This window comes from Allokutzneria multivorans, from assembly GCF_039537405.1.
Lineage (GTDB): Bacteria > Actinomycetota > Actinomycetes > Mycobacteriales > Pseudonocardiaceae > Allokutzneria > Allokutzneria multivorans.
The window spans coordinates 49884-71484 of sequence record NZ_BAABAL010000017.1; the positions used below are offsets into that span (position 1 = coordinate 49884).

Sequence of the window (21601 nt, forward strand, 5' to 3'; positions counted from 1 at the left end):
GTACCACCAACCCCCACATGCAGAAGTCGCCAACCACCCCAAACGCAGCGCTCCCAGGAGGTTTGCGGCAGCTGGCGACGCGCCGAGCCAGGGTTGGCGGTACTTGAAGACTGGCAAACCCGGGCGCTGGCTCATGGAAGTTCGGTGGTCTTCAAGTACCACTAACCACCCAGTTGATCATCGTTAACCGCCGCATACCTCCGCGCTGTCACTGGGCGCGCGAGGTTTGTGTGGGTTGCGGACAGCTGGGGGAGGGGTTGTGGGGTCTTGAAGACTGGGGAACCCCTCCGCTGAGGCCGAGTCAGTCGTCGAGGTCGTCCTCGTCGTCGCGGGCCAGGAAGGTGGCCAGGCGCTCGATCGGGGTCTCGAAGTCGGGGTTGAGGTCGACGAACGCGCGCAGGCGGTCGGCGAGCCAGGCGAGGGTGACCTCCTCCTCGCCGCGCCGCTGCTCCAGCTCCTCGATGCCGCGGTCGGTGAAGTACAACGCAACTCCCTGCGAAGAGAACGGGACGGAAGACGGCCGAGCCGCCGGACCCAAGGGCCCGGCGGCTCGGCGTGCTCAACGAGAAGACCCTAGTCGAAGGCCTTGTTCATCAGCTCGGCCTGCTCGACGTCGTGCACCTTGCCGGAACCGGCCGACGGGGCGGCCATGGCGCGGCGGGACACCCGGCGGATGCCGGAGAGCCGGTCGGGCACGAGCTCGGGCAGCGCGAGGCCGAAGTACGGCCACGCACCCTGGTTCGCCGGCTCCTCCTGGACCCAGCGGATGTCCTTGGCGTTGGGGTAGCGCTCCAACGCCTGGGTGAGCTTCTTGTACGGCACCGGGTAGAGCTGCTCGACCCGCACGATGGCGGTGTCGGTGGCGCCGCGCTTCTGCCGCTCCGCGTTCAGCTCGTAGCTGATCTTGCCGCTGCACAGCAGGACCTTGCGCACCGACGACGGGTCGCTCACCAGCGGGTCGTCCAGCACCGAGTGGAACTTGCTGCCCTCGACGAACTCCTCGACCGGGCTGGTCGCGGCCTTGAGGCGCAGCATGGACTTCGGCGTGAAGACCACCAGCGGGCGGTTGATGCCGTCCAACGCGTGGCGGCGCAGCAGGTGGAAGTAGTTCGACGGGGTGGACGGGACCGCCACCGTCATCGAACCCTCGGCGCACAGCTGCAGCCAGCGCTCGATGCGGCCCGAGGTGTGGTCGGGCCCCTGGCCCTCGTGGCCGTGCGGCAGCAGCATCACCACGTCGGAGCGCTGGCCCCACTTGGCCTCGCCGGAGGAGATGAACTCGTCGATGATCGGCTGCGCGCCGTTGACGAAGTCACCGAACTGCGCCTCCCACAGCACCAGGGCGTTCGGGTTGGCCACGGAGTAGCCGTACTCGAAGCCCACGGCCGCGAACTCCGACAGCGCGGAGTCGTAGACCAGGAACTTGGCCTGGTCCTCGGAGAGGTTCTGCAGCGGGGTGTACTCCTGGCCGGTCTTGCGGTCGATCAGCACCGAGTGCCGCTGCACGAAGGTGCCGCGCCGCGAGTCCTGACCCGACAGCCGCACCGGGCGGCCCTCGGCGACCAGCGAACCGAACGCCAGCAGCTCGCCGAACGCCCAGTCGATGCCGCCCTCGCGGGCCATCTTCGCGCGGCGCTCCAGCACCGGCTTGACGCGCGGGTGCGGGCTGAAGCCCTCCGGCAGGTTGACGTGGGCGTCGGCGATCAGCTCCAGCAGTTCGCGGGTGATCGCCGTGGGCACCTTGGTCGGGATGACCTGGCTGGACTCGACCGAGCCGCTGGGCGCGGCCTGGTGCTTCTCCAGCTCGCGCACCTCGTTGAAGACGTGCTCCAGCTGGGTGGCGTAGTCCTTCAGCGCGTTCTCGGCCTCCTCGACGGAGATGTCGCCGCGACCGATCAGCGCCTCGGTGTAGCCCTTGCGGACGGAGCGCTTGGTGTCGATCACGTCGTACATCGCCGGCTGGGTCATCGAGGGGTCGTCGCCCTCGTTGTGCCCGCGACGGCGGTAGCAGACCATGTCGATCACGACGTCCTTGCCGAAGGCCTTGCGGTACTCCACCGCCAGCTTCGCCACCCAGACGCACGCCTCGGGGTCGTCGCCGTTCACGTGGAAGACCGGGGCGTCGATCATCTTCGCCACGTCGGTGCAGTACTGGCTGGAGCGCGAGGACTCCGGCGCGGTGGTGAAGCCGACCTGGTTGTTGACGACCACGTGCAGGGTGCCGCCGGTGCGGTAACCGCGCAGCAGCGCCAGGTTCAGCGTCTCGGCGACAACGCCCTGACCGGCGAACGCGGCGTCGCCGTGCATCAGGACGGGCAGCACGGTGAAGCCCTCGCCGCCCTTGTCCAGGATGTCCTGCTTGGCCCTGACGATGCCCTCCAGGACCGGGTCGACCGCCTCCAGGTGGGAGGGGTTGCAGGTCAGCGAGACCTTGGTCTCCCCGTCGCCGAACATGCGGAAGTACTTGCCCTCCGCGCCCAGGTGGTACTTCACGTCACCGGAGCCGTGCGCCTGGCCCGGGTCGAGGTTGCCCTCGAACTCCCGGAAGATCTGCGAGATCGGCTTGCCGACGATGTTGGCGAGCACGTTCAGCCTGCCGCGGTGCGGCATGCCGATGACGACCTCGTCCAGGTCCTGCTCGGCTGCCTTGTCCAGCACGGCGTCCAGCAGCGGGATGACGGTCTCGCCGCCCTCCAGGGAGAACCGCTTCTGGCCGACGTACTTGGTCTGCAGGAAGGTTTCGAACGCCTCGGCCGCGTTGAGCTTGCTCAGGATGTAGGTCTGCTCGGCGCGGTCCGGCTTGGTGTGCGGGACCTCGATGCGCTCCTGCAGCCACTTGCGCTCGTCGGGCTTGAGGATGTGCATGTACTCGACGCCGACGGTGCGGCAGTACGAGTCGCGCAGCACGCCGAGCACCTCGCGCAGCTTCATCCGCTCCCGGCCGGAGAACCCGCCGACGGCGAATTCGCGGTCCAGGTCCCACAGGGTCAGGCCGTGCGAGAGCACGTCCAGGTCGGGGTGCTTGCGCTGCCGGTAGTTCAGCGGGTCCGTGTCGGCCATCAGGTGGCCGCGGCTGCGGAAGGCGTCGATCAGCTCAAGGACGCGGGCGGTCTTGTCGACCGCGCCCTCGGGGATGTCGGTGACCCAGCGGATCGGCTCGTACGGGATGCGCAGCGAGGCGAAGATCTCGTCGTAGAAGCCGTCCTCGCCCAGCAGCAGCTGGTGCACGCGGCGCAGGAACTCGCCGGACTCCGCGCCCTGGATGATCCGGTGGTCGTAGGTGGACGTCAGCGTGATGATCTTGCTGATGCCCATCTTGCCGAGCACCTTCTCGCTGGCGCCCTGGAACTCCGCCGGGTACTCCATCGCGCCGACGCCGATGATCGCGCCCTGACCGGCGGTCAGCCTCGGCACCGAGTGGTTGGTGCCGATGGTGCCCGGGTTGGTCAGCGAGATCGTGGTGCCGGTGAAGTCGTCGGTGCCGAGCTTGCCGCCCCTGGCCTTGCGGATCAGGTCCTCGTAGGCCTGCAGGAACTGCGCGAAGTTCATCGTCTCGCAGCCCTTGATGGAGGCCACGACGAGGGTGCGCTGGCCGTCCTTGCCGGGGAGGTCGATCGCGAGACCGAGGTTCACGTGCTCGGGGGTGACCAGGTTCGGCTTGCCCTCGATCGAGGAGAAGAACCTGTTCATGTTGGGGAAGGCCTCGACGGCCTTCACCACGGCGAACCCGATGAGGTGGGTGAAGGAGACCTTGCCACCCCGGGTCCGCTTGAGGTGGTTGTTGATCACGATCCGGTTGTCGGCGAGCAGCTTCGCCGGGACGGCGCGCACGCTGGTCGCGGTCGGAACACTGAGCGACTGCTCCATGTTCTTCGCGATCGCGGCGGCCGCTCCGCGCAGCTGCTTGTGCTCCTCGCCCGCGCCCGCCGGTTTCACGGGGGCGGCGCTGGCGGCCTTGGCCGGCGTCGGCTTGGCGGCGGGCTTGGCCGAGGGGGCCTGCTTGGCGGGGGCCTGGGTCGGGGCCTTGGCGGGCGCCGCCGTCGCGTTCACCGCCTCGGCCTGCGCGGGCTGGCTCGCCGGAGCCGGCTTCGTCGTGGTGCTGCCGTTGCCGGTCGCCACCTTCTGGGCGGTCGGCTTGTAGTCGGCAAAGAAGTCATGCCACGCCGGATCGACGGAGGACGGGTCGTTGAGGAACTGCTCGTACATTTCCTCGACCAGCCACTCATTCGGGCCGAATTGGGACGCAGTACTGCTGCTGGACACGGCCGCTGCTCGCCTCTATCCATCTGCTCGGGGTACAGATACAGGTGTCGCCAAGGCTAGCCCTCCGCGTCGCACGGGTGGTACACGGCGGTGCTCCTTGGGTGAGGTCTGGCTCACAGAATCGTTTACCTGATCGATTCCGAAGTGTAGGAGCCTCAAGGCTTCCTCAAGCCCTGCCGGCTTCGCCCGCCTTCCACAGACGGGCATATGCCCCATCGGCGCGGAGCAGCTCCGCGTGCGTGCCGACCTCGACCACCCGACCGTTCGCGAGCACCACGACTCGATCCGCCCGCGCGGCGGTCGCCAACCTGTGCGCGACGACGAAGGTCGTTCGACGGGAGGACGCCAGGTCTTCGGTCGCGGCCACAACGGCGGACTCCGTCGCAGGGTCCAAAGCGGCCGTTGCCTCGTCGAGCAGCACCACGTCGGGGTCGACCAGTTCGGCCCGCGCCAGCGCAACGAGCTGACGCTGCCCGGCGGAGAGCCCCTGGCCGCGTTCGCCGACCTCTTGGTGGAAGCCGTGCCGCAGCCGTGCGACGACCGGAATCGCACCGACCCGCCGCACCGCCGCCTCGACCGCGGCCGGCCCAGCGTTCGGGCGGCCGTAGCCGACGTTGTCCGCGATGGTGCCCGTGAACAGGTGCGCCTCCTGAGGCACCACGCCGAGCCTGCTCCGGTAGCTGGGCAGGTCGTACTCGCGCACGTCGACGCCGTCCACCAGAACCGCGCCCTCGGTGGCGTCGTAGAACCGCGCGATCAGCTTGACCAGCGTCGACTTGCCCGCGCCCGTCGTGCCGACCAGGGCGACCGTCTCCCCAGGGCTGACGCGCAGCGAGATTCCGGACAGCGCGGGCGTTTCCGTCCCCGCGTAGGTGAAGCCGACATCGCGCAGCTCGACCTCCCCGCGCAGCCGTGGTGGCACCTCGCGGGGGTGCGCGGCGGGTGGCACGGAGGTCGGGGTGCGCAGCAGTTCGCCGATGCGCTGCAAGCCGATCTTGGCCTGCTGGTAGCCGTCGAAGACGCTGGACAACTGCTGGATCGGCGAGAAGAACAACGTCAGGTACAGCAGGAAGGCGAGCAGGACGCCCGGCGTGAGCCCGTCGGTGGCGACCCGGTGCGCGCCCACCGCGAGCACCGCCGCCTGCACCAGGTCGGACAGCATCGTGACGAACGGGAAGTAGGTCGCGATGTAGCGCTGCGCCCGCAGGCGGGAGCGCCGGTAAGCGTCGCTGCGCTCCGCGAACGCCTCGGCCGAGCGTTCCTCGCGCGTGTAGGCCTGGGAGACGCGCAGTCCGGAGACGTTCTCCTGGAGATCGGCGTTGACGGCGCTGACGCGCTCTCTGGCCTCGGCGTACGCGGCCGAAGAGAGCTTGCGGAAGACGAGTGTGGCCACGAGGAGCACCGGCAGCGCGGCGAGCGCGACCAGGGCGAGCCCGGGATCGGTGAGGATCAGCGCCGCCGAGATGCCCACGACCGTGAACACGCTGACCACGGCCGTGGCGAGCCCGGTCTGCAGGAACGTCGACAACGCGTCGACGTCGGTGGTCATCCTGGTCATGATCCGCCCGGCCAGCTCGCGCTCGTAGTAGTCGAGCCCGAGTCGTTGCAGGTGGGCGAAACTGCGCACCCGGAGCAGGTAGAGCACCGTCTCCCCGGTGCGCGCGGTGACCACGGTCTGCGCGGCGAGCACCAGCGCGGCCACAACGACGAGCGCGACTCCGACCACTGTCGCGGTCCACAGCGGTCCGCCCGCGCTCGCGGTGACGCCGTTGTCGATGCCGTAGCGGAACAGTGTTGGTAGAGCGATCGAGGACAGCGCGTCGATCGCCACTCCGAGGGTTGCGAGCGCCAACGGCCACCGCACCACTCGTAGAACGCGGCGGAGCCGGAAGCCGGGGTCGGGGGCGCGTGCGTCGGTGTCGCCCAGCCTCGGTGCGTCTGTTGCCGGTCGCAGCGCCTCGACCTGCGCGAGCAGCTCAGGCGTTGCGGGCAAACTCCCGGCCTCGCCCGCGTCAGTGCCACCACCGGCACCGTGGATGTCTTCTGCGAACGATCTGTTCGCCGTGTTTTCTGCTCCCACGACCGGCCACAACGCGGCGGTGACACCGTCTTCGCCGGGGGAGTCGGTCGTGATCGGATCGGTGATGTCCTCGATCGCGTCGCCGGGACCGGCGAGCAGCGAGCGGAACAGTGCGCACCGCTCGTCCAGCTCCGCGCGCGTGCCGACGTCGACCACCCGCCCCTGGTCGAGCACCGCGATCCGGTCGGCCAGCGCGAGCGTCGAGCGGCGGTGCGCGATCAGCACGGTCGTTCGGGACTCGGTGACCGCGCGCAGCGTCGCGTGGATCGCCGCCTCGGTCGTCGCGTCCACCGCCGAGGTCGCGTCGTCGAGCAGCAGCACCCTCGGATCGGACAGCAGCGCCCGCGCCAGGGCGACGCGCTGTCGTTGACCACCTGAAAGAGTGAGCCCGCGCTCGCCGACCACGGTGTCGTAGCCGTCGGGCAGCGCGGCGATGAAGTCGTGCGCCTCGGCGGCCTTCGCGGCGGAGCGCACCTCGTCGTCCGTGGCGTCCGGCCTGCCGTAGGCGATGTTCGCGCGCACCGAGTCGGAGAAGAGGAAAGCCTCCTCGAAGACCACACCGATGGCTCCGCGCAACGAGGCCGTCCGCAGCTGCCGCACATCGGTGCCGCCGAGCCGGATCGAGCCGTCCTGGACGTCGTAGAACCTTGGCAGCAGAAGGGAAACCGTCGACTTCCCGGAGCCAGCGGTGCCGACGAGCGCGAGCGTCTCGCCCGGCTCCACGCGCAGTGACACCCCGTCCAGCACCGGTTCGCTGCGCGTGTAGCCGAACCGCACCTCCTCCAGCTCCACCGCGAGCGGCCCGTCCGGAACGTCGACGGCGTCGGGTGTCTCGCGCACTTCCGGCTGCGAGTCGATCAGCTCGTACACGCGCTCCACGCCCGCCCGCGCGAGCTGGGCGGTCACCAGCAGGCTGGCCAGCAGACGGGCCGGCCCGACCAGCGCGGCGATGTAGGTGGCGAACGCCAAGAACGTGCCCAGGCTGATCTGGCCGTTCATCGCCAGCACACCGCCGAGCCCGAGCACGGCGACCTGGCCGAGCACGGGCAGCGCGGCCATCAGCGCGGTCGGTGGCGCGGTCAGCCGGGCCGCGCGCATCCGCTCCGCGAACAGGCGCTTGGCCGCCGCCTCCAGGTTCGCGACCTCGCGCGCCTCCTGGCCGAAGCCCTTGACCACGCGCACGCCGGTGACGGTCTCCTCGACGTGCTGGGCGATGTCGGCAGCGCGCTGTTGTGCCGACCACGTCGCCGGGAACAGCACCGTGCGGGTGCGCACCCCGACGATCACCACGGCGGGCAGCACCACGAGCGCGACCGCCGTCAGCAACGGGGAGAGCCAGAGCATCGCGCCGAGCGCCACCACCGCGAACACCAGCTGCCCGGTCACCAGCGGCAACATCATCAGCACCGACTGCACCAGCTGGAGGTCGGTGATCGCCCGCGACACGATCTGCCCGGTGCGCATCGAGTCCTGGCTGCCGCCGTCCAGCCGCTGCACCGACGCGAAGACCTCGCGCCGCATGTCGTGCTGGACGTTGAGCGCGAGCCTGCCGCCCTGGTAGCGGCGGACGAACGCGCTGCCGAAGGCCAGCACCGCCAGCCCGACGAGCAGGCCGACCAGCCAGCCGAGGTTGTCGGTGTGGCCGGCGACCGCGTCGTCGACGGCCGTTCTGGTCAGCAGCGGGACCGCCGCCTGGAGGCCGACGCCGAGCGCGGACGCGCCGAACGAGGCGAGCACGATGCGGCGGTGCCGCCAGCTCGCTGCGCTGAGACGACGGATCCAACCGGGGGTCTTGGACACGTCACCAGGCTAGATCCGACCCCTGACAGTGTCCGGGACAGCGGGTCGGACACGAAGAAAAGATGAGCCGCCTAGTGCCCGGATGTGGTGCGTGCTAACCCTTTCCCGCTTTGTTCCCGGTGAAGGGCAGGAACGCAAGTGAGATCGATGATTCGCGTCGCGGCCGTCGTCGCGGCGGCGCTGAGCGTGTCCGGGGTTTCCGTGCTGACCGCCGCGCCCGCGTCGGCAGCCGTCACGTGCGACAAGCCCAAGCACTACGCCTGGGCCTACGCCACCGGCGACGAGGTCAACGTGCGGAAGTCGCCGAACTCCGCGAGCGCGGTGACCAGCTACTCCAAGGGACACCGGTTCGACGTCGTCTTCGGGTACTCCTACCAGGGGAAGTTCTGCGTGCAGTACACGTCGGGCCCCAACGTGGTCGGCTGCGCCAAGGACAACTACAAGAGCAACACCTGGTTCACGGTCAGGTACACGTACAAGAAGCAGAAGCTGACCGGCTACGTGCACGGCTCCTGCCTGCGCTTCGCCTTCAACGAGGGCTGACCCCACCGCGAACGGCTAATTTGGTGCGCTCAACGCACTGAACGACCCGTTCAGTGCGTTCAACGCCCTCAACGGGTCGTTCAGTGCGTTCAACGCGTCGAACGGGCCGTTCGCAGTGATCGGAGTGCGGTGGTCGGAGTGCGGTCCGGGCTCAGGTGATGTCGCGCTGCTTGCCCGCGACCGAACCGGCCACCACCATCAGGACCGCGTAGCCCAGGAAGATCAGCGCGCTCGCCCACCAGATCGGCGCGGCCTCGGTCAGCCCCTGCCTCAGCGGCGCCACCAGCGGGGAGTTGGTCAGCCGCTCCGGCAGGTCGCCGAAGAACAGGTTCAGCGCGAGGTCCATGGTCATGTCGTTGCCCGCGGTGTAGGGCAGGAACGGCGGGACCTCCTCGGCCCCGTTGCTCCGCAGGATCCCGGCGAGCACGCCCTCGACCACCTGCGTGTAGAGCAGCAGGCCGAGCACCGCGCCGAGCTGGTTGCCGACGAGCGCGCCGAGACCCACCCCGAACACCGCCCACAGCACCGACGAGACCACGCCGACGGCGCAGATCGCCAGCCACGACACCGCGCTCGGGAAGCCCTCGCCGCCGGAGCCGAGGATCGCCCCGAGCGAGCCGAACAGGGCGGAGGCGACGCCGTAGATCGCGCCAAGGCCCGCGTAGGCGACGAGCTTGGCCACCAGCACGGAATCGCGCGAACCCGCGGTGAGGTAGGTGGTGGTGATGGTGCGGTGCCGGTACTCGCCGGTCACCCCGATCACGCCGACCAGCGCGGAGAACAGGGTGCCGAAGGTCATCCCGCTCGCGAACAGCGGCAGCGCCAGCGGGACCTGCTCGTCGATGTCGCGGACCTGCGCGCCGAGCGAGCCGATCCACGCCCCGCCCGCGGCGAAGCCCAGCGTGATCAACGCGCCGGGGATGAGCAGACCCCACCACATGTTGGTGGAGAAGATCTTGCGGAACTCCGCCTTCACCAGGCCGTTCACGCCGCACCGCCCCCGAATCCGCCCGCTTGGCCCTGGCCCGGCTCACCGCTGGTCAACTGGAGGAACATCCGCTCCAGGTCGGCCTGCTCCTCCTGCATGCCGTAGATGGCCACGCCCGCGGCCAGCGCGATGTCGGCGACCTGCTTGGTGTGCGAACCGGTCACGCCCAGCCTGCCGTCCTCCAGCGTCTCCACGTCGGTCAGCCCGGCCTCGGCCAGCGCCGCGACCAGCGCGTGCGCGTCGGCGGGCTGCACCAGCACGCGGCTGCGCTGGGACCTGCGCAGGTCCTCCAGCGGCCCCTGGTAGCGGGTCTGGCCGCCGCTGATGATCACGACCTGGTCCACGGTCTGCTCCACCTCGGCCAGCAGGTGGCTGGAGACCAGCACCGTGCGCCCGCCGCGCGCGAAGGAGCGCATGAACGTCCGCAGCCAGGCGATGCCCTCGGGGTCCAGCCCGTTCGAGGGCTCGTCGAGCACGAGCACCTGCGGGTCGCCGAGCAGCGCGGTGCCCAGCGCGAGCCGCTGCCGCATGCCCAGCGAGAACTCCCCGGCCCGCCGGTTCGCCGCCGTCGTGAGGCCCACCAGCGTCAGCACCTGCTCCACCCGCTCGTCCGGCAGCCCGGCCGCCGCCGCGTAGCAGCGCAGGTGCGCGCGGGCGGAACGGGTCGGGTGGAAGCTCTGCGCCTCCAGCACCGCGCCGACCACCGTCGCCGGATTGCCCAGCCGGTCGAACGGAAGACCGTTGATCGTGGTGCCGCCCGAGGACGGCCGGACCAGGCCGAGCAGCATGCGCAGCGTGGTGGTCTTGCCAGCCCCGTTCGGCCCCAGGAACCCGGTCACCGACCCCGGTTCGACGGTGAAGCTGAGGTTTTGCACCGCGGTGACCGGCCCGAACCGCTTGGTCAGGTCCTGCACCACGATCCGGCCAGTGCCGTCGTGCACGCGTCCCTCCACGTGAGCTCCTCGCGACCCGGCCTCGTGAACCGGGCGACCCGGCCATCCTGCCCCATTCGGACAGCGGAGGCCCCGAACCCGCCGCCCCATCCTTCACGTTGTGGCAACTCATCGCGAGGAAGAGCGCTCCCCGGTCGCGTCGCGTCGCCAGAACGCGAAAGGACGGCGGGCGGAGAGCTAGTCGTTGAGGGCGTGCTTGGGCTTGGAGTCCAAGGAGCTCAGGGAGTCCGGAACAAGAGCGGAAGGATCGGCGGGGATCACCGGGATCTCGGTGGTGGTCTCCGCGGGCGTCTCCGCCGGGATCACCGGGATCGGGCCGGTCACCTCGACCGCGGCCACGGTCTCCACCGCGCGGAAGTCCTCCTCGGCGCGCACGGAATCCGCCGGACGCATGTCCCTGACCACACCGATCAACTCGACCTCACCCACGCCGCTCGACTCCCTCGGATCCTGCTCACTGATCACATCGACATCGCTGATCCCGCCCACCGCGCGCAACCGGCGCGTGAACGGGTTGCGGACCGAAGCCCGCCGCTCCCGGTGCGTCGTCCCGTCGCCGATCAGATGCCGGTGCGCCATCAGCCACACCTGACAAGGCCACCGACGCCTGCGCAAACCCGAAGGACACGCGCGGCACCGGCCGTCCTGATCCCGCTGGTGCACGGTCAACAACAACCGCCACCCCTCCGCGAGCCGCTGGAGCTCGGTACGCGCAAGCGGCAGCAACGCGGAGGCGTCCCCGCTCTCGGCGGCCTGGTCCAGCATGGCCAGCCGCATCAGCACCGCTTGGCGCATCGGGTCTTCCATCGGCGTCATCCTCTCGGGTCCCCGGACTCGGCCGCGGCATCACTGGCGGTCCCGAGCGTCCGGTGCAATCGATGCGTCTGCTGCGCGGAAAGAACCGCGGTCCCGCCAGGAGGAGCGACCACCAGCACCAGGTCCTCCTCGACGAGCACGGTCACCGAACGGTCCCTGCCGAAGGGATCCCCGCAATCCACCCACCAACGCTGGTCGTTCACGGCGGACCCGGATCATCGCGCGGCACCGGCCGAACCACCACGTTCGGACACCCCGGCTCGGTCACTGGCAAGACATCGGCGGCGAGCGGCCACGCGTACAGGCCAGTCCCCGCAAAATCACCCTGTTGCCCCAATCGGCCCCCGCCACAGGGGTCCGCACGGGTACCCCTGATCAAAAGTGTCCGAGGCGTTGCGACCACGCAGGTGGACACCGAGTAAACTCGCCACCGGCGGCCTGCTCCCGGTAACCCCCAGGCTGGTCGAGCAGGCCGCCTCCTCAGCCCGCGTGTGCTCGGTGCTTCGCGCCTTCGCCGGGTCGTCGTCCACGCCTTTGGGGGGTCGAACCCCCCAAGCCCCCCACGGTGCGGTGGCCTCCTGATCCAGCTCGGTTGTGTTCTGCCCGGCTCGGTCGTGTGTTGTCCAGCTCGGGTGTGTTCTGCCCGGCTTGGGTGCGGCTTGTCCGGCTCGGGTGTGTTTTGTCCGGCTTGGGTGCGGCGGGCTCGCTCGCTCGTGCTCGCTGTGTTCTCTGGCTGTGTGGGGTGTTTGGGGGATAGGTCGGGGTTTGAATATCTTTGTTGCTGAGAGTCTTGGTTTGTGGGTGGATGGGAGGTGTCCAACTGAGGGAGGAAGTCGTGCGGGTTTTGGTTTCGTCGTCGCCGGGGTTGGGGCACCTGTTCCCGATGATTCCGCTGGCGTGGGCGTTGCGGGCGGCGGGGCACGAGGTGCTGGTGGCCACCACGGCTGACGGGGTGGAGCAGTCGGCGCGGGCGGGGCTCGCGGTGGTGGACGCGGCGCCGGGGCTGGACGTGTACAAGTTCTTCCAGGAGTCTTCGAAGGACAGCAGCGTGGACTGGGGGCAGCTGCGCGAGCTGTTCCAGACGGACCCGGCCAAGGCGGCCGAACTGGTCGCGGAGCGCTTCGCGGCGCTTGGTGACCAGCTGAGTGAAGGCATGCTTGAGGCGGCGCAGGGGTGGCGGCCGGACCTGGTGGTCTTCGAGCAGATGGACTCGGCGGGGCCGTTCGTCGCCGCCAAGCTCGGCATCCCCGCCGTGCAGCACAACTTCGGTGCCGCGCGCGGCACCCAGGAAGTGGCGCTCTACGCCAAGCACACCGACGCCTACGACCGGCACGGCGTCACCAGGCCCACCGAACCCGCAGCGATCATCGACATCGCCACGGAGAGCCTCGGAACCACGCAGATCGGCTGGCCGATGCGCTACGTCGCCTACAACGCGGGCGGGAAGCTGCCGGACTGGCTGCTCGCCAAGCGGGAGCGCCCGCGCGTGTGCGTCACCCTCGGCACGGTCGTCACCAAGCTGTCCGGCGTCGGCGCGCTCACCCAGATCGTCGACGCGGCAAGGGAAATGGACGCGGAGTTCGTGTTCGCTCTCGGCGGAAGCGACGTTTCTGAACTCGGCGAGCTGCCCGACAACGTCCGGCTCGCGGAGTGGATCCCGCTCAACGCGCTGCTGGAGAACTGCGACGCGGTCGTGCACCACGGCGGCTCGGGCAGCACGTTCACCGCGCTGACCCGTGGAGTGCCGCAGCTGCTGCTCCCGCACGGCGCCGACCAGTTCGACAACGCGGCGATGGTGCGCAAGGCAGGCATCGGCATGTGGGTCGAGGAGTCAGCAGTCAACGCCTCGCATCTCACGAAGCTGTTGGAAGACAAGGAAATTCGCGCGGCCTGCGAGCGTGTTCGTGACGAGAACGCGGCCCGACCGCTGCCCGTGGACGTCGTGCGCCAGCTGACCGCCCTCGTGGGCTGAGGGTTCGTACCCAATGTGGCATTTGTTGCGTCAGACGTAACAGATGCCACATTGGGTACAAAGATGGCTGGGTAGGTTCAGGCGCGCATGACGGTGGAGATGGGGATGCGCGCGGCTCGCATCGCGGGGATGAGGCCGCCGAGCAGTCCCGCCGCCAGGCCGGCGATCACTCCTGCGACGCCCGCGTCCCACGGGAAGGACATGTCGGCGATCGCGGGGAGCTTGCTGCTGAACATCACCGTCGCCACTTGGAAGCCGAGCACTCCGGCACCGATCGCGGCCATCGCGGTGAGCAGACCGGTCAGCAGTGTCTCGGCCAGCACGATGAAGGTCAGCAGCATCCGCGAGGTGCCGACGGCCCGGCGCAGCGCGAACTCCTCGACCCGTTCGCCGACGGTGGCGAGGCCGACGTTGAGGATGCCCGCGACACCGATCAGCAGCACCAGGCACGCCATGCCGAGGAAGATCATCTTCATGATGCTGAGCATGGAAGCCATGCGGCCCTTGGAGTTCACGGTGGTGGAGCGCATGCCGTCCACGTCGGCGCCCGCGGCCGCGAGTCGTGCCCGCAGCGTCTGCTTGAGGATCTCCGTGGTGGGGCCGGGGGTGAAGTAGGCCGTGGTGAGGCTGCCGCTGCTGCTGTTGCCGTACATGGCGGCCATCGGGGAGGCCGCGGGGCCGCTCGCGGGCTTCTTGGCCTCGGCCGGCATCCAGTTCTGCAGCTCGTCGGCGCGCATGTACGCGGTGGCCGAGTAGTCGCCCTGACCGTCGTCGACCACGCCGACGACCCTCGGGGTCGCGTTCTTCGCCGCGCCCTCGATGTGCAGCTCAGCCGGGATCTGGTGCTTCTTCAACGCCTCGGCCGCACCGGTGTTGAGCACGATCTGCGGCGACATCGACGGCGCGGAGCCGAAGTCCAGCCACTCCCCGGAAACCAGCCGGAACGGCCGGAACTGGCGGAGATCGCCGAGCATCGAGGTCACCCGCACCTCGACCGCGGCGCCCTTCGGCGGCTGCTTCTCCTCGACCGGCTTGCTGGTGCACATGCCGCTGGCGTCGCAGACCGTCGTGTAGCGACCGCTGCCACCGCTGTAGCTGCCGTAGCGCCCGGTCAGCGAGTTGCCACCGGGGTTGAGCGGGGTGACGTTCGGCTCGCCGAGCGTGGCCTTGGCGCCGCCGTAGACCGACACCCCGGGCTGGCCCCCGAGAGTTTCCCTGACCACCGAGGAGGTCTTCTCGTGCGAGGGCAGGGAGAGCGTCTCGGTGCCGTCGATCCCTTGCTGGAGCTCGATGTCGGCCAGCATCGCCTTCTCGGCGACCTGCCCGCCCGCCTGCACCGCGATCACCGCGAGCACGCCGAGGAACAGGCTCATCATGGACAGCACGGTGCGCAGTTTGCGAGCGCGGATGCCCTGGCCGCCGATGATCAGGGAGGACCGGAACTTCCCGGACATCCGGATCACGTGAACACCCTCTCGTTGGCCGGTGAGAGCCTGCCGTCGGTCAGCCGCAGCACGCGCGCCATCCGGTCGGCGTGCTGCCGGTCGTGGGTCACCAGGATCAGCCCGCAGCCGGTGCGGGTGGCGCTGAGCAGCACGTCGATCACCAGCTCGGCGGTCTCGGTGTCCAGCGCGCCGGTCGGCTCGTCGGCCAGCAGCACCTTGGGCTCGCGCACCAGTGCTCGCGCGATGGCGACCCGCTGCTGCTCACCACCGGAGAGCCGGGTCGGCTTGTGCTTGGCGAGGTGGGCGATGCCGACCTTCTCCAGCGCCGCCATGACCTTCGCCTTGCGCCTGCGCGCTGGCAGCCAGCCCTGGCCGTTGACCAGCGCCATCGCCACGTTCTGCGCGGCGGTGAGGTGCTTGAGCAGGAAGAAGCGCTGGAAGACGAAACCGAACTCGGCGCTGCGCAGCACGGCCGCCTTGCGCTCGGGCAGCGTGGTGATGTCGTTGCCGTTCAACAGGTACTGCCCGCCGTCGGCGCGGTCGAAGAGGCCGAGCAGGCTCAGCAGGGTCGACTTGCCGGAGCCGGAGCGGCCGAGGATCGCGACGCTGTCGCCGGGCAGCACGGTCAGGTCCACCCCGGCCAGGATCTGCCGGGGCTCCTCCTGGCCCTTGAGCGTCTTGGTGATCCCGGTCAGCTGGATCAGCGGGTTCATCGGGACCCCGGGGAGGAGCCGCTCGCCTTGCCGCCCGGCAGGTTCGGGCCGGGAACGGCGACCGTCTCGTCCCCGGTGAGACCGGACTTGATCTCCACGACCTTGCCGTCGGTGAGCCCCAGCTCCACCTCGACGGTCCTGCGGGCGCCACCGGCACCCACCACGTCGACCTTGCCGCGGCCGGAGGTGCCCGCGACGGCCTCGACCGGCAGCACCAGCGCGTTGGTGGAGCGGTCGGTGACGACCTCGATGGTCGCCGCGCTCCCGTTGATCATCTTCACGTCGCCGGGCGCGGTGCAGACCAGGCGCAGGCCGGTCGGCTCCGACGGCGTGGTGCCGCCCGCGCCGGGCTTCGTGCCCTGGCCGGGGCCGGGCTTGGTCCCGCTCGGCGGGGTCTTGGGGTCCTCGCCCGGCTTGGGCTCCGGCTCCGGGATGCTGCCGGCGGGCATCGCCGCGATGGTGCCGAGCACCGAGCACGGGAACGGGCCGGGGCCGTTGGTGATCTGGGCCTCGACCGAGCTGAGCGCGCCGGACATCTTGTACGCCTGGTCGCCCTCGATCTCGGCGACGATGCCGTAGCCCGCGTGGCGCGCGGAGACCACCGGCATGCCGGAGGTGACCGAGGCGCGGTCCTCGACGAGCCTGCCCGCGAAGGTGGCCTTGGCCGGGACGCTGATGGTGCTCGCGACGCGCTTGCCGGAGTAGACCTCGGCGACCTTGGTCGACTTGGTCGGGGTGCCCTTGGGCGGCTCGAACTCCAGGTAGCGGATCTCGCCGTTGACCGGCGTCGTCAGGCCGAACACCGGGTTCATCGCGACCTTGCCGGTGAGGCTGACCTTGTTGGTGAGGCTCTGCCTGGTCACCTTCGCGGTCGTCACGGTCGTCCCGCGCGGTGCCAGCTCGGGGTTGGCCTCCGGTTTCTCCGGGCCGCCGCACGCCGTCGTCGCCACGGCCGTGACCACGGCCAATCCGCTCAACCGGAGAATTGTTCTTTTCCGCACCAAGATCCCCAACTCGATTGTGACCGGTTCGCACCGGTAACCCCACAGACGCCTCTCGCTCGGGCGGGGTTGCTTTGGTTCGGACCACGTCGAAGATCTCGAACCGGGCCGTCCGGAAAGCATCGGGCGCGCGATTCCGGACCCGCCCACCGGTGACGTCCGCGCGAAGCCGGGGTGAACAAGCAGGGGTCGCCGTCGGGCCCCCGAGCAGGGGCGGTAGACATTGCCCTGACGAGGCACTGATCGAGGAGGACCCAGCATGGGCGGCGTGATCATCAGCGAGCCGGAGGAAGGCTCCCCAATCGAGGACCTGCCCTGGGTCGTCGTGTTCCAGTCCCTCGACGACGCGTGGGACTCCTTCACCTGCGGGCCGTACGAGCGCGACCACGCCATCGCGCTGGCCGAGGCCGTCGCGGTCGAGGAGGACGACGTCCTCGCCGCCGTCGAGCCGCTGCTGCCCGCGCTGGAGCCGGCCGACATCCTCGCCGACATCGCGGAGCTGCGCGAGGTGCACGAGGACGAGGACGACGAGGAAGACGAGTTCGAAGAGACGGACGAGTCCGAAGAGTCCGAAGAGGACACCGAAGAGGGCGACGAGGAAGAGTCCGAAGAGGACGGTGACGAGCTGGAGATCACCGACATCGAGGTCCCCGACGCGGACGAGGTCCGCGAGGGCATGGCCCGTGTGGTGAACCGGCTGCTCGCCGACGCCTGAGCTCGAACGTGCGAACGCCCGGCCGGGACATCGGCCGGGCGTTCGCGTCTGTGAGGTGATCAGGCGCCTGCCTGGTCGTAGAGCTGCTTGGCCTTCGAGTCGAACAGGGTGCCGTAGGTGACGGTCCGCCGGTCGGAGCGGCTGTTGACCGCCCACACCTTGTCCGAGGAGTTCAGCCACGCGCCGCCGCTCTGGCCGCCGATGCCGTTGCAGGCGATCTTCGCGTCGAAGGTCTGCACCGTCGCGGAGATGCCGCTGCACGTGTACATCTCCTGGCCGGTGTACGGGGACTCCGCCGGGTAGCCGTACATGTCGGTCTTCTGGCTCTTCTTGTCGTCGAAGACGACGCCCTTGGCGCCGACGGTGTCGGTCAGCGACTTGCCGCCCTGCGACTCCACCGAGAAGCCCGCGTAGTCCAGCGAGAAGTCGTTGCCGGAGCTGGAGATCCAGCCCTGCGGGATGAAGGTCTTCTTGGCCGGCCAGGTGCCGTAGGGCTTCTCGTTGTTGAGGAAGCCGGGCAGGAACGTGATGTTCTCCGCGGCGACGCCGCCGTAGTGCACGCAGTGCGCGGCGGTCCACACGAGGTTCTTGTTCGCGGCCTCGACCGAGGTGGCCGAGCAGCTGGAGTTGCGCCCGCCGGTGGTGAACAGCAGGCGGCCCATGCTGCGCAGCTTCTCGGAGCTGTAGGGGCCGGGCACCTTCTGGATCAGGTCGCGCGCACCGGCCTGCGGCGCGGCGGGGGCGCCGTCCGGGGTGGGCATCGGCATCGGGTTGGCCACCGCCTCGGCGATGCGCTCCGGCGTCCAGTAGGCGTCGACCTCGGCGGTCGGCGCCTGGGACCTCTCCACCACGTCGGGGCTCGGCGCCGCCTGGCCGACCGGGGCGAGCGCGAGGACCGCGGCGGAGGCGCCGAGTGCGACGAACAACCTGTTCAGCTTCATAGGACCACCTTTGTGCTCATGTGCAGGGTCATGAGGAATCCCACGGTAGGAAGCCGAAGTCGCCGAAAACCACCGTCCATTCGACGGGAGCCGCTCAAACAATTCACTGATGACAGACGTCCGTATTTCCTATGTTTTAAACTGAATAGGAGCGGGAAAGGGCTCTCGCGCCGCCACGTGGCCGACCCGTGTCCCCCGATCGGACCAGTGCGTTCGTCGGCCCGGCGCCCTACTTACAGCTTCGACGGGTGAAACGAGCTGGTCAGCGCCCGCTCGGCGAGTGGCCCGCTCCGGCTTGTGGTGGCTTTGTATCGGGCGTGTGTCGCGTCCGAGGATGGTTCTGCGACATGAGGATCAGATTCCGGGCCGCCGCCCTGCTGGCGACAGCGGTCGTTTTCACCGGTTTCGGCAGCGCCGCCGCGGCGCCGGGGTGGACCACCACGCCGACGCCGAAGCTCTCGCCCGGTTACTCGCTCTCCGGCGCCTCGATGGTCTCCGCGAACTCGGGGTGGGCGGTCGGCTATCACCTCACCAACATGTGGGCGGGCACGGTCGCGCTGCGTTGGGACGGCAAGAGCTGGCAGCGCACGCCCACGCCGAAGGGGCTCTCGCTGAGCGCCGTCGCCGCAACGGGGGAGAAGAGCGCGCTCGCGGTCGGCGTGAAGTCGGAGAAGGCGAGCCTCGCCGCGCGCTGGGACGGCGCGAAGTGGGTGGAGCTGCCCTCGCCGACGCCGTCCGGGCTGCCCGCCGACGCTTACCCGGAGCTGAGTTCGATCTCCGCGCTGTCGGAGAACGACGCGTGGGCGGCGGGCTGCGCGCAGACCGGTGACTTCTCCGCCGGGGTGCCGCTGCTCAACCGCTGGAACGGCAAGGCGTGGAGCGCGGTCTCGGTGCCCAAGCCCGCCAACGCCAAGTTCGCCTGCCTGCGTTCCGTCACCGCACGCAGCGCGACCGAGGCGTGGGCAGTCGGCTACGCGGGCACCGACGCCGGAGTGCGGCCGCTCGTACTGCGCTGGGACGGCAAGGCGTGGACCGAGGTGGCCGCCGCGCCGACCGGCTCGCCCGAGGCCAAGTTCACCAGCGTGGTGGTCAGCGGCAAGGACGTGTGGGCGATCGGGTTCGTCGACCCCGAGGGCGGCAACCCGTTCGCGCTCGCTCCGCACGTGCAGCGCTGGGACGGCTCGAAGTTCGTCGTCGTGCCCGTTCCGGCGAAGCAAGGCCTGCTCTACGGCGCCACGGCGGACGGCAAGGGCGGCGCCCACGCGGTGGGCTACACCTCCAGCGCCGGGCCGATCGCGTTGCGGTGGAACGGTTCCGCGTGGGTGGAGGAGAAGGCTGGGCTGCCGCAGCACACGTCGCTCATGGCGGTGGCGGCGGTGCCGGGCTCCGGCAAGGTGTGGGCCTTCGGCGATGACGCCGGGGACCCGCAGCAGGGGCTGGCAGCCCATCTCGGAGGCTGACAGGGGCCTCCGAGCGGGCATTCGCGGCTGGCTTCTCTCAGGCGATCCACAGGAAATACGGATGAGTAGCTCAGCTGTGAATGTTCTTCTGAAGGAGCGGGGCGCCCGGGACCACCGGGCGCCCCGACCAACTTCCGCCCCCGGACGCGCGAAAGGGAGCGAACTCCTCCTCCCACGGCGCGTGGTGGGTGCGGCACGCGGCGCCGGGCGGGGATCTCGCTCCCTTTGCGTTTACAGCGGGGACAGAGGGCGTGTTTCAGGGGCCCGTGTTCGCGATGGCCGGGCCGAGGTCGCCCCTGGCGGCGCCGCCAGAAAGCCCACGTACAACACCGGTACGCGGACTTCCCGCCGTCTTGCCAGGAACGACCTCGATCCCGACCCTCATCGAACGAGACCCCAGAAACACGCCCTAGGGACGGTCGGACTCAGAAGCGGTAGACGGCGCCGGTCGAGGCGGCCATGACGCAACCGTTGGAGTAGGTCGCCTTGTGCGTCACGGGCTTGCCGCGCCAGGTGCCGGTCGCGGTGACCTCGAAGGGGTCGTACTCCATGGTGCAGGCCGCGCGGCGGCCGATGGGGTTGAGCCTCGCGAAGTCGCCCTGGGCGAGCTGCAGGTCGCGGCAGGCGTCAGCCGCCTTCGGGTGCGTGCCGCTGGCGGGGTTGCAGCTCAGCAGCGCGACCTTCGGGGCCTCGGAGGTGATGCCGTCGTGGGTGACGGTCAGCGTCAGCGCCGAGGGTGCGACGAGCTCGACCGGCGCGGCGGTGGTGGCCGACGCGGTCGTGACGGAAGCGAGGAGCGCGGCGCCGGAGAGGGCCACGCAGGACAACAGACGAAGTGCTCGCATGGTGATTGATTTACCGTCAATCGCCGCCCATAAGACGGATACTCCCGAGTAGCGACCGGATCGAGCGTCACTCGACCGGGGCGGTTGCGGAGCGCACACGGCCCAGGTGGGAGACACTAGATCGTTTTGGGGTCAGTCCAGTGACCTGGCCAGGGCGCTGCCCACCAGAGCGGCCACGGCGGTCATCCCCGCGGCGTTGGGGTGGACCGGCGCGGCAGGCGCGGTCGGGACGAGTCCCTCCACCCACTTCGTCCCGGGCAGTTGGCAGACGTCGCGGCCGATGCTCGGGGCATAGGTGTCGACGTAACCGACCCCCGCCGAGGTTGCTTGGCTCGCCAACATTCCGTTCAGCCGCTGCTGGAGCCCGTCGAGGTAGGCCACGTCGCCGCGCGCGATCGGCACCAGCGGCCAGCAGCCGTTCGTCGGCGGCAGCAGCCTCAGGTAGCCGATGACCAGCACCTTCGCCTTGGGCGCTCTCTGCTTGACGCTCGCCAGCAGCGCGCCGACCCTCGGCGCGGTCTGCTCGATGCGCCGCACGAGCTCGTCGGTGCCCCCCGCGGTGTGCTCGTCCTTGCAGGGATTGCCGAACGGATCGCGGACGCTGGCCAGCGCGCACGTCGCGAGCACGGGCACGAAGCCGACGTCGTTGCCGCTCACGCTGACGGTCACCAGGTCCGTGTCAGGGGTCAGCGCGTCGAGCTGCGGCGCGTTCTCGCCCAGCAGCACCTTCTGCGGGCTGGTCATGTCGTCGATGACCGCGCCGCTGCAACTGACGTCGACGAAGCTGGCGGGGGCGAGCTGCTTCGCCAACAGGGACGGGTAGTTGCGGTCGGAGCGCAGACACCCGATCGGATCGGTGCGCTGACCGGGGATGAACGGCCCGGCCGTGAAGGAGTCGCCCAGCGCGATGTACTTCTGGACGGCGGGGGCCGCCCCGGCGCTCACCGGGACGGCCAGCGCCGCTGTCGTGGTGGTGATGAGGAGGACGAATGCGCGGCGGAGCAGGGCAGACACGGCCATGAGGTCCTCGTAACCTGGGTTGAGCAGGGGTTACTTCGGATCGTGA

At 69.7% G+C, this 21601-nt stretch carries 18 protein-coding genes; 4 read left to right on the plus strand and 14 right to left on the minus strand.

Annotation, left to right across the window (positions count from 1 at the left end):
- Positions 1–301: 301 nt before the first annotated feature.
- From ABD798_RS21345 to ABD798_RS21355, 3 genes are all read right to left on the minus strand, one after another.
- The gene (locus tag ABD798_RS21345; RefSeq protein ID WP_030426748.1) at positions 302–484 is read right to left on the minus strand and encodes a DUF6104 family protein; all 183 of its coding nucleotides are present in this window, start codon (positions 482–484) and stop codon (positions 302–304) included.
- 89 nt (positions 485–573) lie between these two features.
- A complete protein-coding gene (locus tag ABD798_RS21350) occupies positions 574–4263 on the minus strand; it encodes a multifunctional oxoglutarate decarboxylase/oxoglutarate dehydrogenase thiamine pyrophosphate-binding subunit/dihydrolipoyllysine-residue succinyltransferase subunit (protein ID WP_344877518.1) in 3690 nt (1229 codons plus the stop codon).
- 166 nt (positions 4264–4429) lie between these two features.
- Entirely contained in the window at positions 4430–8143 is a 3714-nt protein-coding gene (locus tag ABD798_RS21355; RefSeq protein WP_344877520.1) for an ABC transporter ATP-binding protein, read from the minus strand.
- A 138-nt stretch (positions 8144–8281) separates the two neighbouring features.
- Between ABD798_RS21355 and ABD798_RS21360 the strand changes: the two genes are divergently transcribed.
- Entirely contained in the window at positions 8282–8686 is a 405-nt protein-coding gene (locus ABD798_RS21360) for a hypothetical protein (RefSeq protein WP_344877522.1), read from the plus strand.
- A 151-nt stretch (positions 8687–8837) separates the two neighbouring features.
- On the opposite strand, the gene ABD798_RS21365 is transcribed toward ABD798_RS21360, so the two are convergent.
- The 4 genes from ABD798_RS21365 to ABD798_RS21380 all read right to left on the minus strand — a co-directional run bounded on the left by ABD798_RS21365 (position 8838) and on the right by ABD798_RS21380 (position 11589).
- The gene (locus tag ABD798_RS21365) at positions 8838–9674 is read right to left on the minus strand and encodes an ABC transporter permease subunit (protein WP_344877524.1); all 837 of its coding nucleotides are present in this window, start codon (positions 9672–9674) and stop codon (positions 8838–8840) included.
- Entirely contained in the window at positions 9671–10615 is a 945-nt protein-coding gene (locus ABD798_RS21370; RefSeq protein WP_344878661.1) for an ABC transporter ATP-binding protein, read from the minus strand. Before ABD798_RS21370 ends, ABD798_RS21365 begins: the two co-directional genes overlap by 4 nt.
- Positions 10616–10804: 189 nt before the next feature.
- Positions 10805–11434 carry a hypothetical protein gene (locus ABD798_RS21375; RefSeq protein ID WP_344877526.1) on the minus strand — a complete coding sequence of 210 codons (630 nt, stop codon included), beginning with the start codon at positions 11432–11434 and terminating at the stop codon, positions 10805–10807.
- A 5-nt stretch (positions 11435–11439) separates the two neighbouring features.
- Positions 11440–11589 (minus strand): hypothetical protein, encoded by a 150-nt coding sequence (locus ABD798_RS21380; protein ID WP_344877528.1) that lies wholly within the window; start codon positions 11587–11589, stop codon positions 11440–11442.
- Positions 11590–12278: 689 nt separating this feature from the next.
- Between ABD798_RS21380 and ABD798_RS21385 the strand changes: the two genes are divergently transcribed.
- Positions 12279–13415, plus strand: coding sequence for a nucleotide disphospho-sugar-binding domain-containing protein (locus tag ABD798_RS21385; RefSeq protein ID WP_344877530.1), 1137 nt, complete (start codon positions 12279–12281; stop codon positions 13413–13415).
- Positions 13416–13492: 77 nt separating this feature from the next.
- Here the strand turns inward: ABD798_RS21385 and ABD798_RS21390 are convergent, their stop codons facing one another.
- The 3 genes from ABD798_RS21390 to ABD798_RS21400 are packed head-to-tail and all read right to left on the minus strand — an operon-like array spanning position 13493 to position 16550.
- Positions 13493–14869: an ABC transporter permease gene (locus tag ABD798_RS21390; protein ID WP_344878664.1), complete on the minus strand. Its 1377-nt coding sequence runs from the start codon at positions 14867–14869 to the stop codon at positions 13493–13495.
- A gap of 5 nt (positions 14870–14874) precedes the next feature.
- Positions 14875–15573, minus strand: coding sequence for an ABC transporter ATP-binding protein (locus ABD798_RS21395; protein WP_344877532.1), 699 nt, complete (start codon positions 15571–15573; stop codon positions 14875–14877).
- Positions 15570–16550 (minus strand): efflux RND transporter periplasmic adaptor subunit, encoded by a 981-nt coding sequence (locus ABD798_RS21400; RefSeq protein WP_344877534.1) that lies wholly within the window; start codon positions 16548–16550, stop codon positions 15570–15572. Before ABD798_RS21400 ends, ABD798_RS21395 begins: the two co-directional genes overlap by 4 nt.
- A 283-nt stretch (positions 16551–16833) precedes the next feature.
- Between ABD798_RS21400 and ABD798_RS21405 the strand changes: the two genes are divergently transcribed.
- The gene (locus ABD798_RS21405; protein WP_344877536.1) at positions 16834–17289 is read left to right on the plus strand and encodes a hypothetical protein; all 456 of its coding nucleotides are present in this window, start codon (positions 16834–16836) and stop codon (positions 17287–17289) included.
- A gap of 59 nt (positions 17290–17348) precedes the next feature.
- Here the strand turns inward: ABD798_RS21405 and ABD798_RS21410 are convergent, their stop codons facing one another.
- Entirely contained in the window at positions 17349–18230 is an 882-nt protein-coding gene (locus ABD798_RS21410) for a trypsin-like serine peptidase (protein WP_344877538.1), read from the minus strand.
- Between the two features lie 347 nt (positions 18231–18577).
- Between ABD798_RS21410 and ABD798_RS21415 the strand changes: the two genes are divergently transcribed.
- A complete protein-coding gene (locus ABD798_RS21415; RefSeq protein ID WP_344877540.1) occupies positions 18578–19690 on the plus strand; it encodes a hypothetical protein in 1113 nt (370 codons plus the stop codon).
- 256 nt (positions 19691–19946) lie between these two features.
- Here ABD798_RS21415 and ABD798_RS21420 read toward each other — a convergent pair whose 3' ends face one another.
- The 3 genes from ABD798_RS21420 to ABD798_RS21430 form a co-directional block, all read right to left on the minus strand.
- Positions 19947–20075 carry a hypothetical protein gene (locus tag ABD798_RS21420; RefSeq protein WP_344877542.1) on the minus strand — a complete coding sequence of 43 codons (129 nt, stop codon included), beginning with the start codon at positions 20073–20075 and terminating at the stop codon, positions 19947–19949.
- A gap of 40 nt (positions 20076–20115) precedes the next feature.
- Positions 20116–20535 (minus strand): SSI family serine proteinase inhibitor, encoded by a 420-nt coding sequence (locus ABD798_RS21425; RefSeq protein ID WP_344877544.1) that lies wholly within the window; start codon positions 20533–20535, stop codon positions 20116–20118.
- A gap of 132 nt (positions 20536–20667) precedes the next feature.
- Positions 20668–21555, minus strand: coding sequence for an SGNH/GDSL hydrolase family protein (locus ABD798_RS21430; RefSeq protein WP_344877546.1), 888 nt, complete (start codon positions 21553–21555; stop codon positions 20668–20670).
- Positions 21556–21601: the final 46 nt, after the last annotated feature.

Coding starts and splice junctions, on each gene's coding strand:
- ABD798_RS21375 (WP_344877526.1), bottom strand. CDS start 11,434: ATGGAAGACCCGATGCGCCAAGCGGTGCTGATGCGGCTGGCCATGCTG.
- ABD798_RS21390 (WP_344878664.1), bottom strand. CDS start 14,869: ATGTCCGGGAAGTTCCGGTCCTCCCTGATCATCGGCGGCCAGGGCATC.
- ABD798_RS21395 (WP_344877532.1), bottom strand. CDS start 15,573: ATGAACCCGCTGATCCAGCTGACCGGGATCACCAAGACGCTCAAGGGC.
- ABD798_RS21405 (WP_344877536.1), top strand. CDS start 16,834: ATGGGCGGCGTGATCATCAGCGAGCCGGAGGAAGGCTCCCCAATCGAG.
- ABD798_RS21410 (WP_344877538.1), bottom strand. CDS start 18,230: ATGAAGCTGAACAGGTTGTTCGTCGCACTCGGCGCCTCCGCCGCGGTC.
- ABD798_RS21415 (WP_344877540.1), top strand. CDS start 18,578: ATGAGGATCAGATTCCGGGCCGCCGCCCTGCTGGCGACAGCGGTCGTT.
- ABD798_RS21420 (WP_344877542.1), bottom strand. CDS start 20,075: ATGAGGGTCGGGATCGAGGTCGTTCCTGGCAAGACGGCGGGAAGTCCG.
- ABD798_RS21425 (WP_344877544.1), bottom strand. CDS start 20,535: ATGCGAGCACTTCGTCTGTTGTCCTGCGTGGCCCTCTCCGGCGCCGCG.
- ABD798_RS21430 (WP_344877546.1), bottom strand. CDS start 21,555: ATGGCCGTGTCTGCCCTGCTCCGCCGCGCATTCGTCCTCCTCATCACC.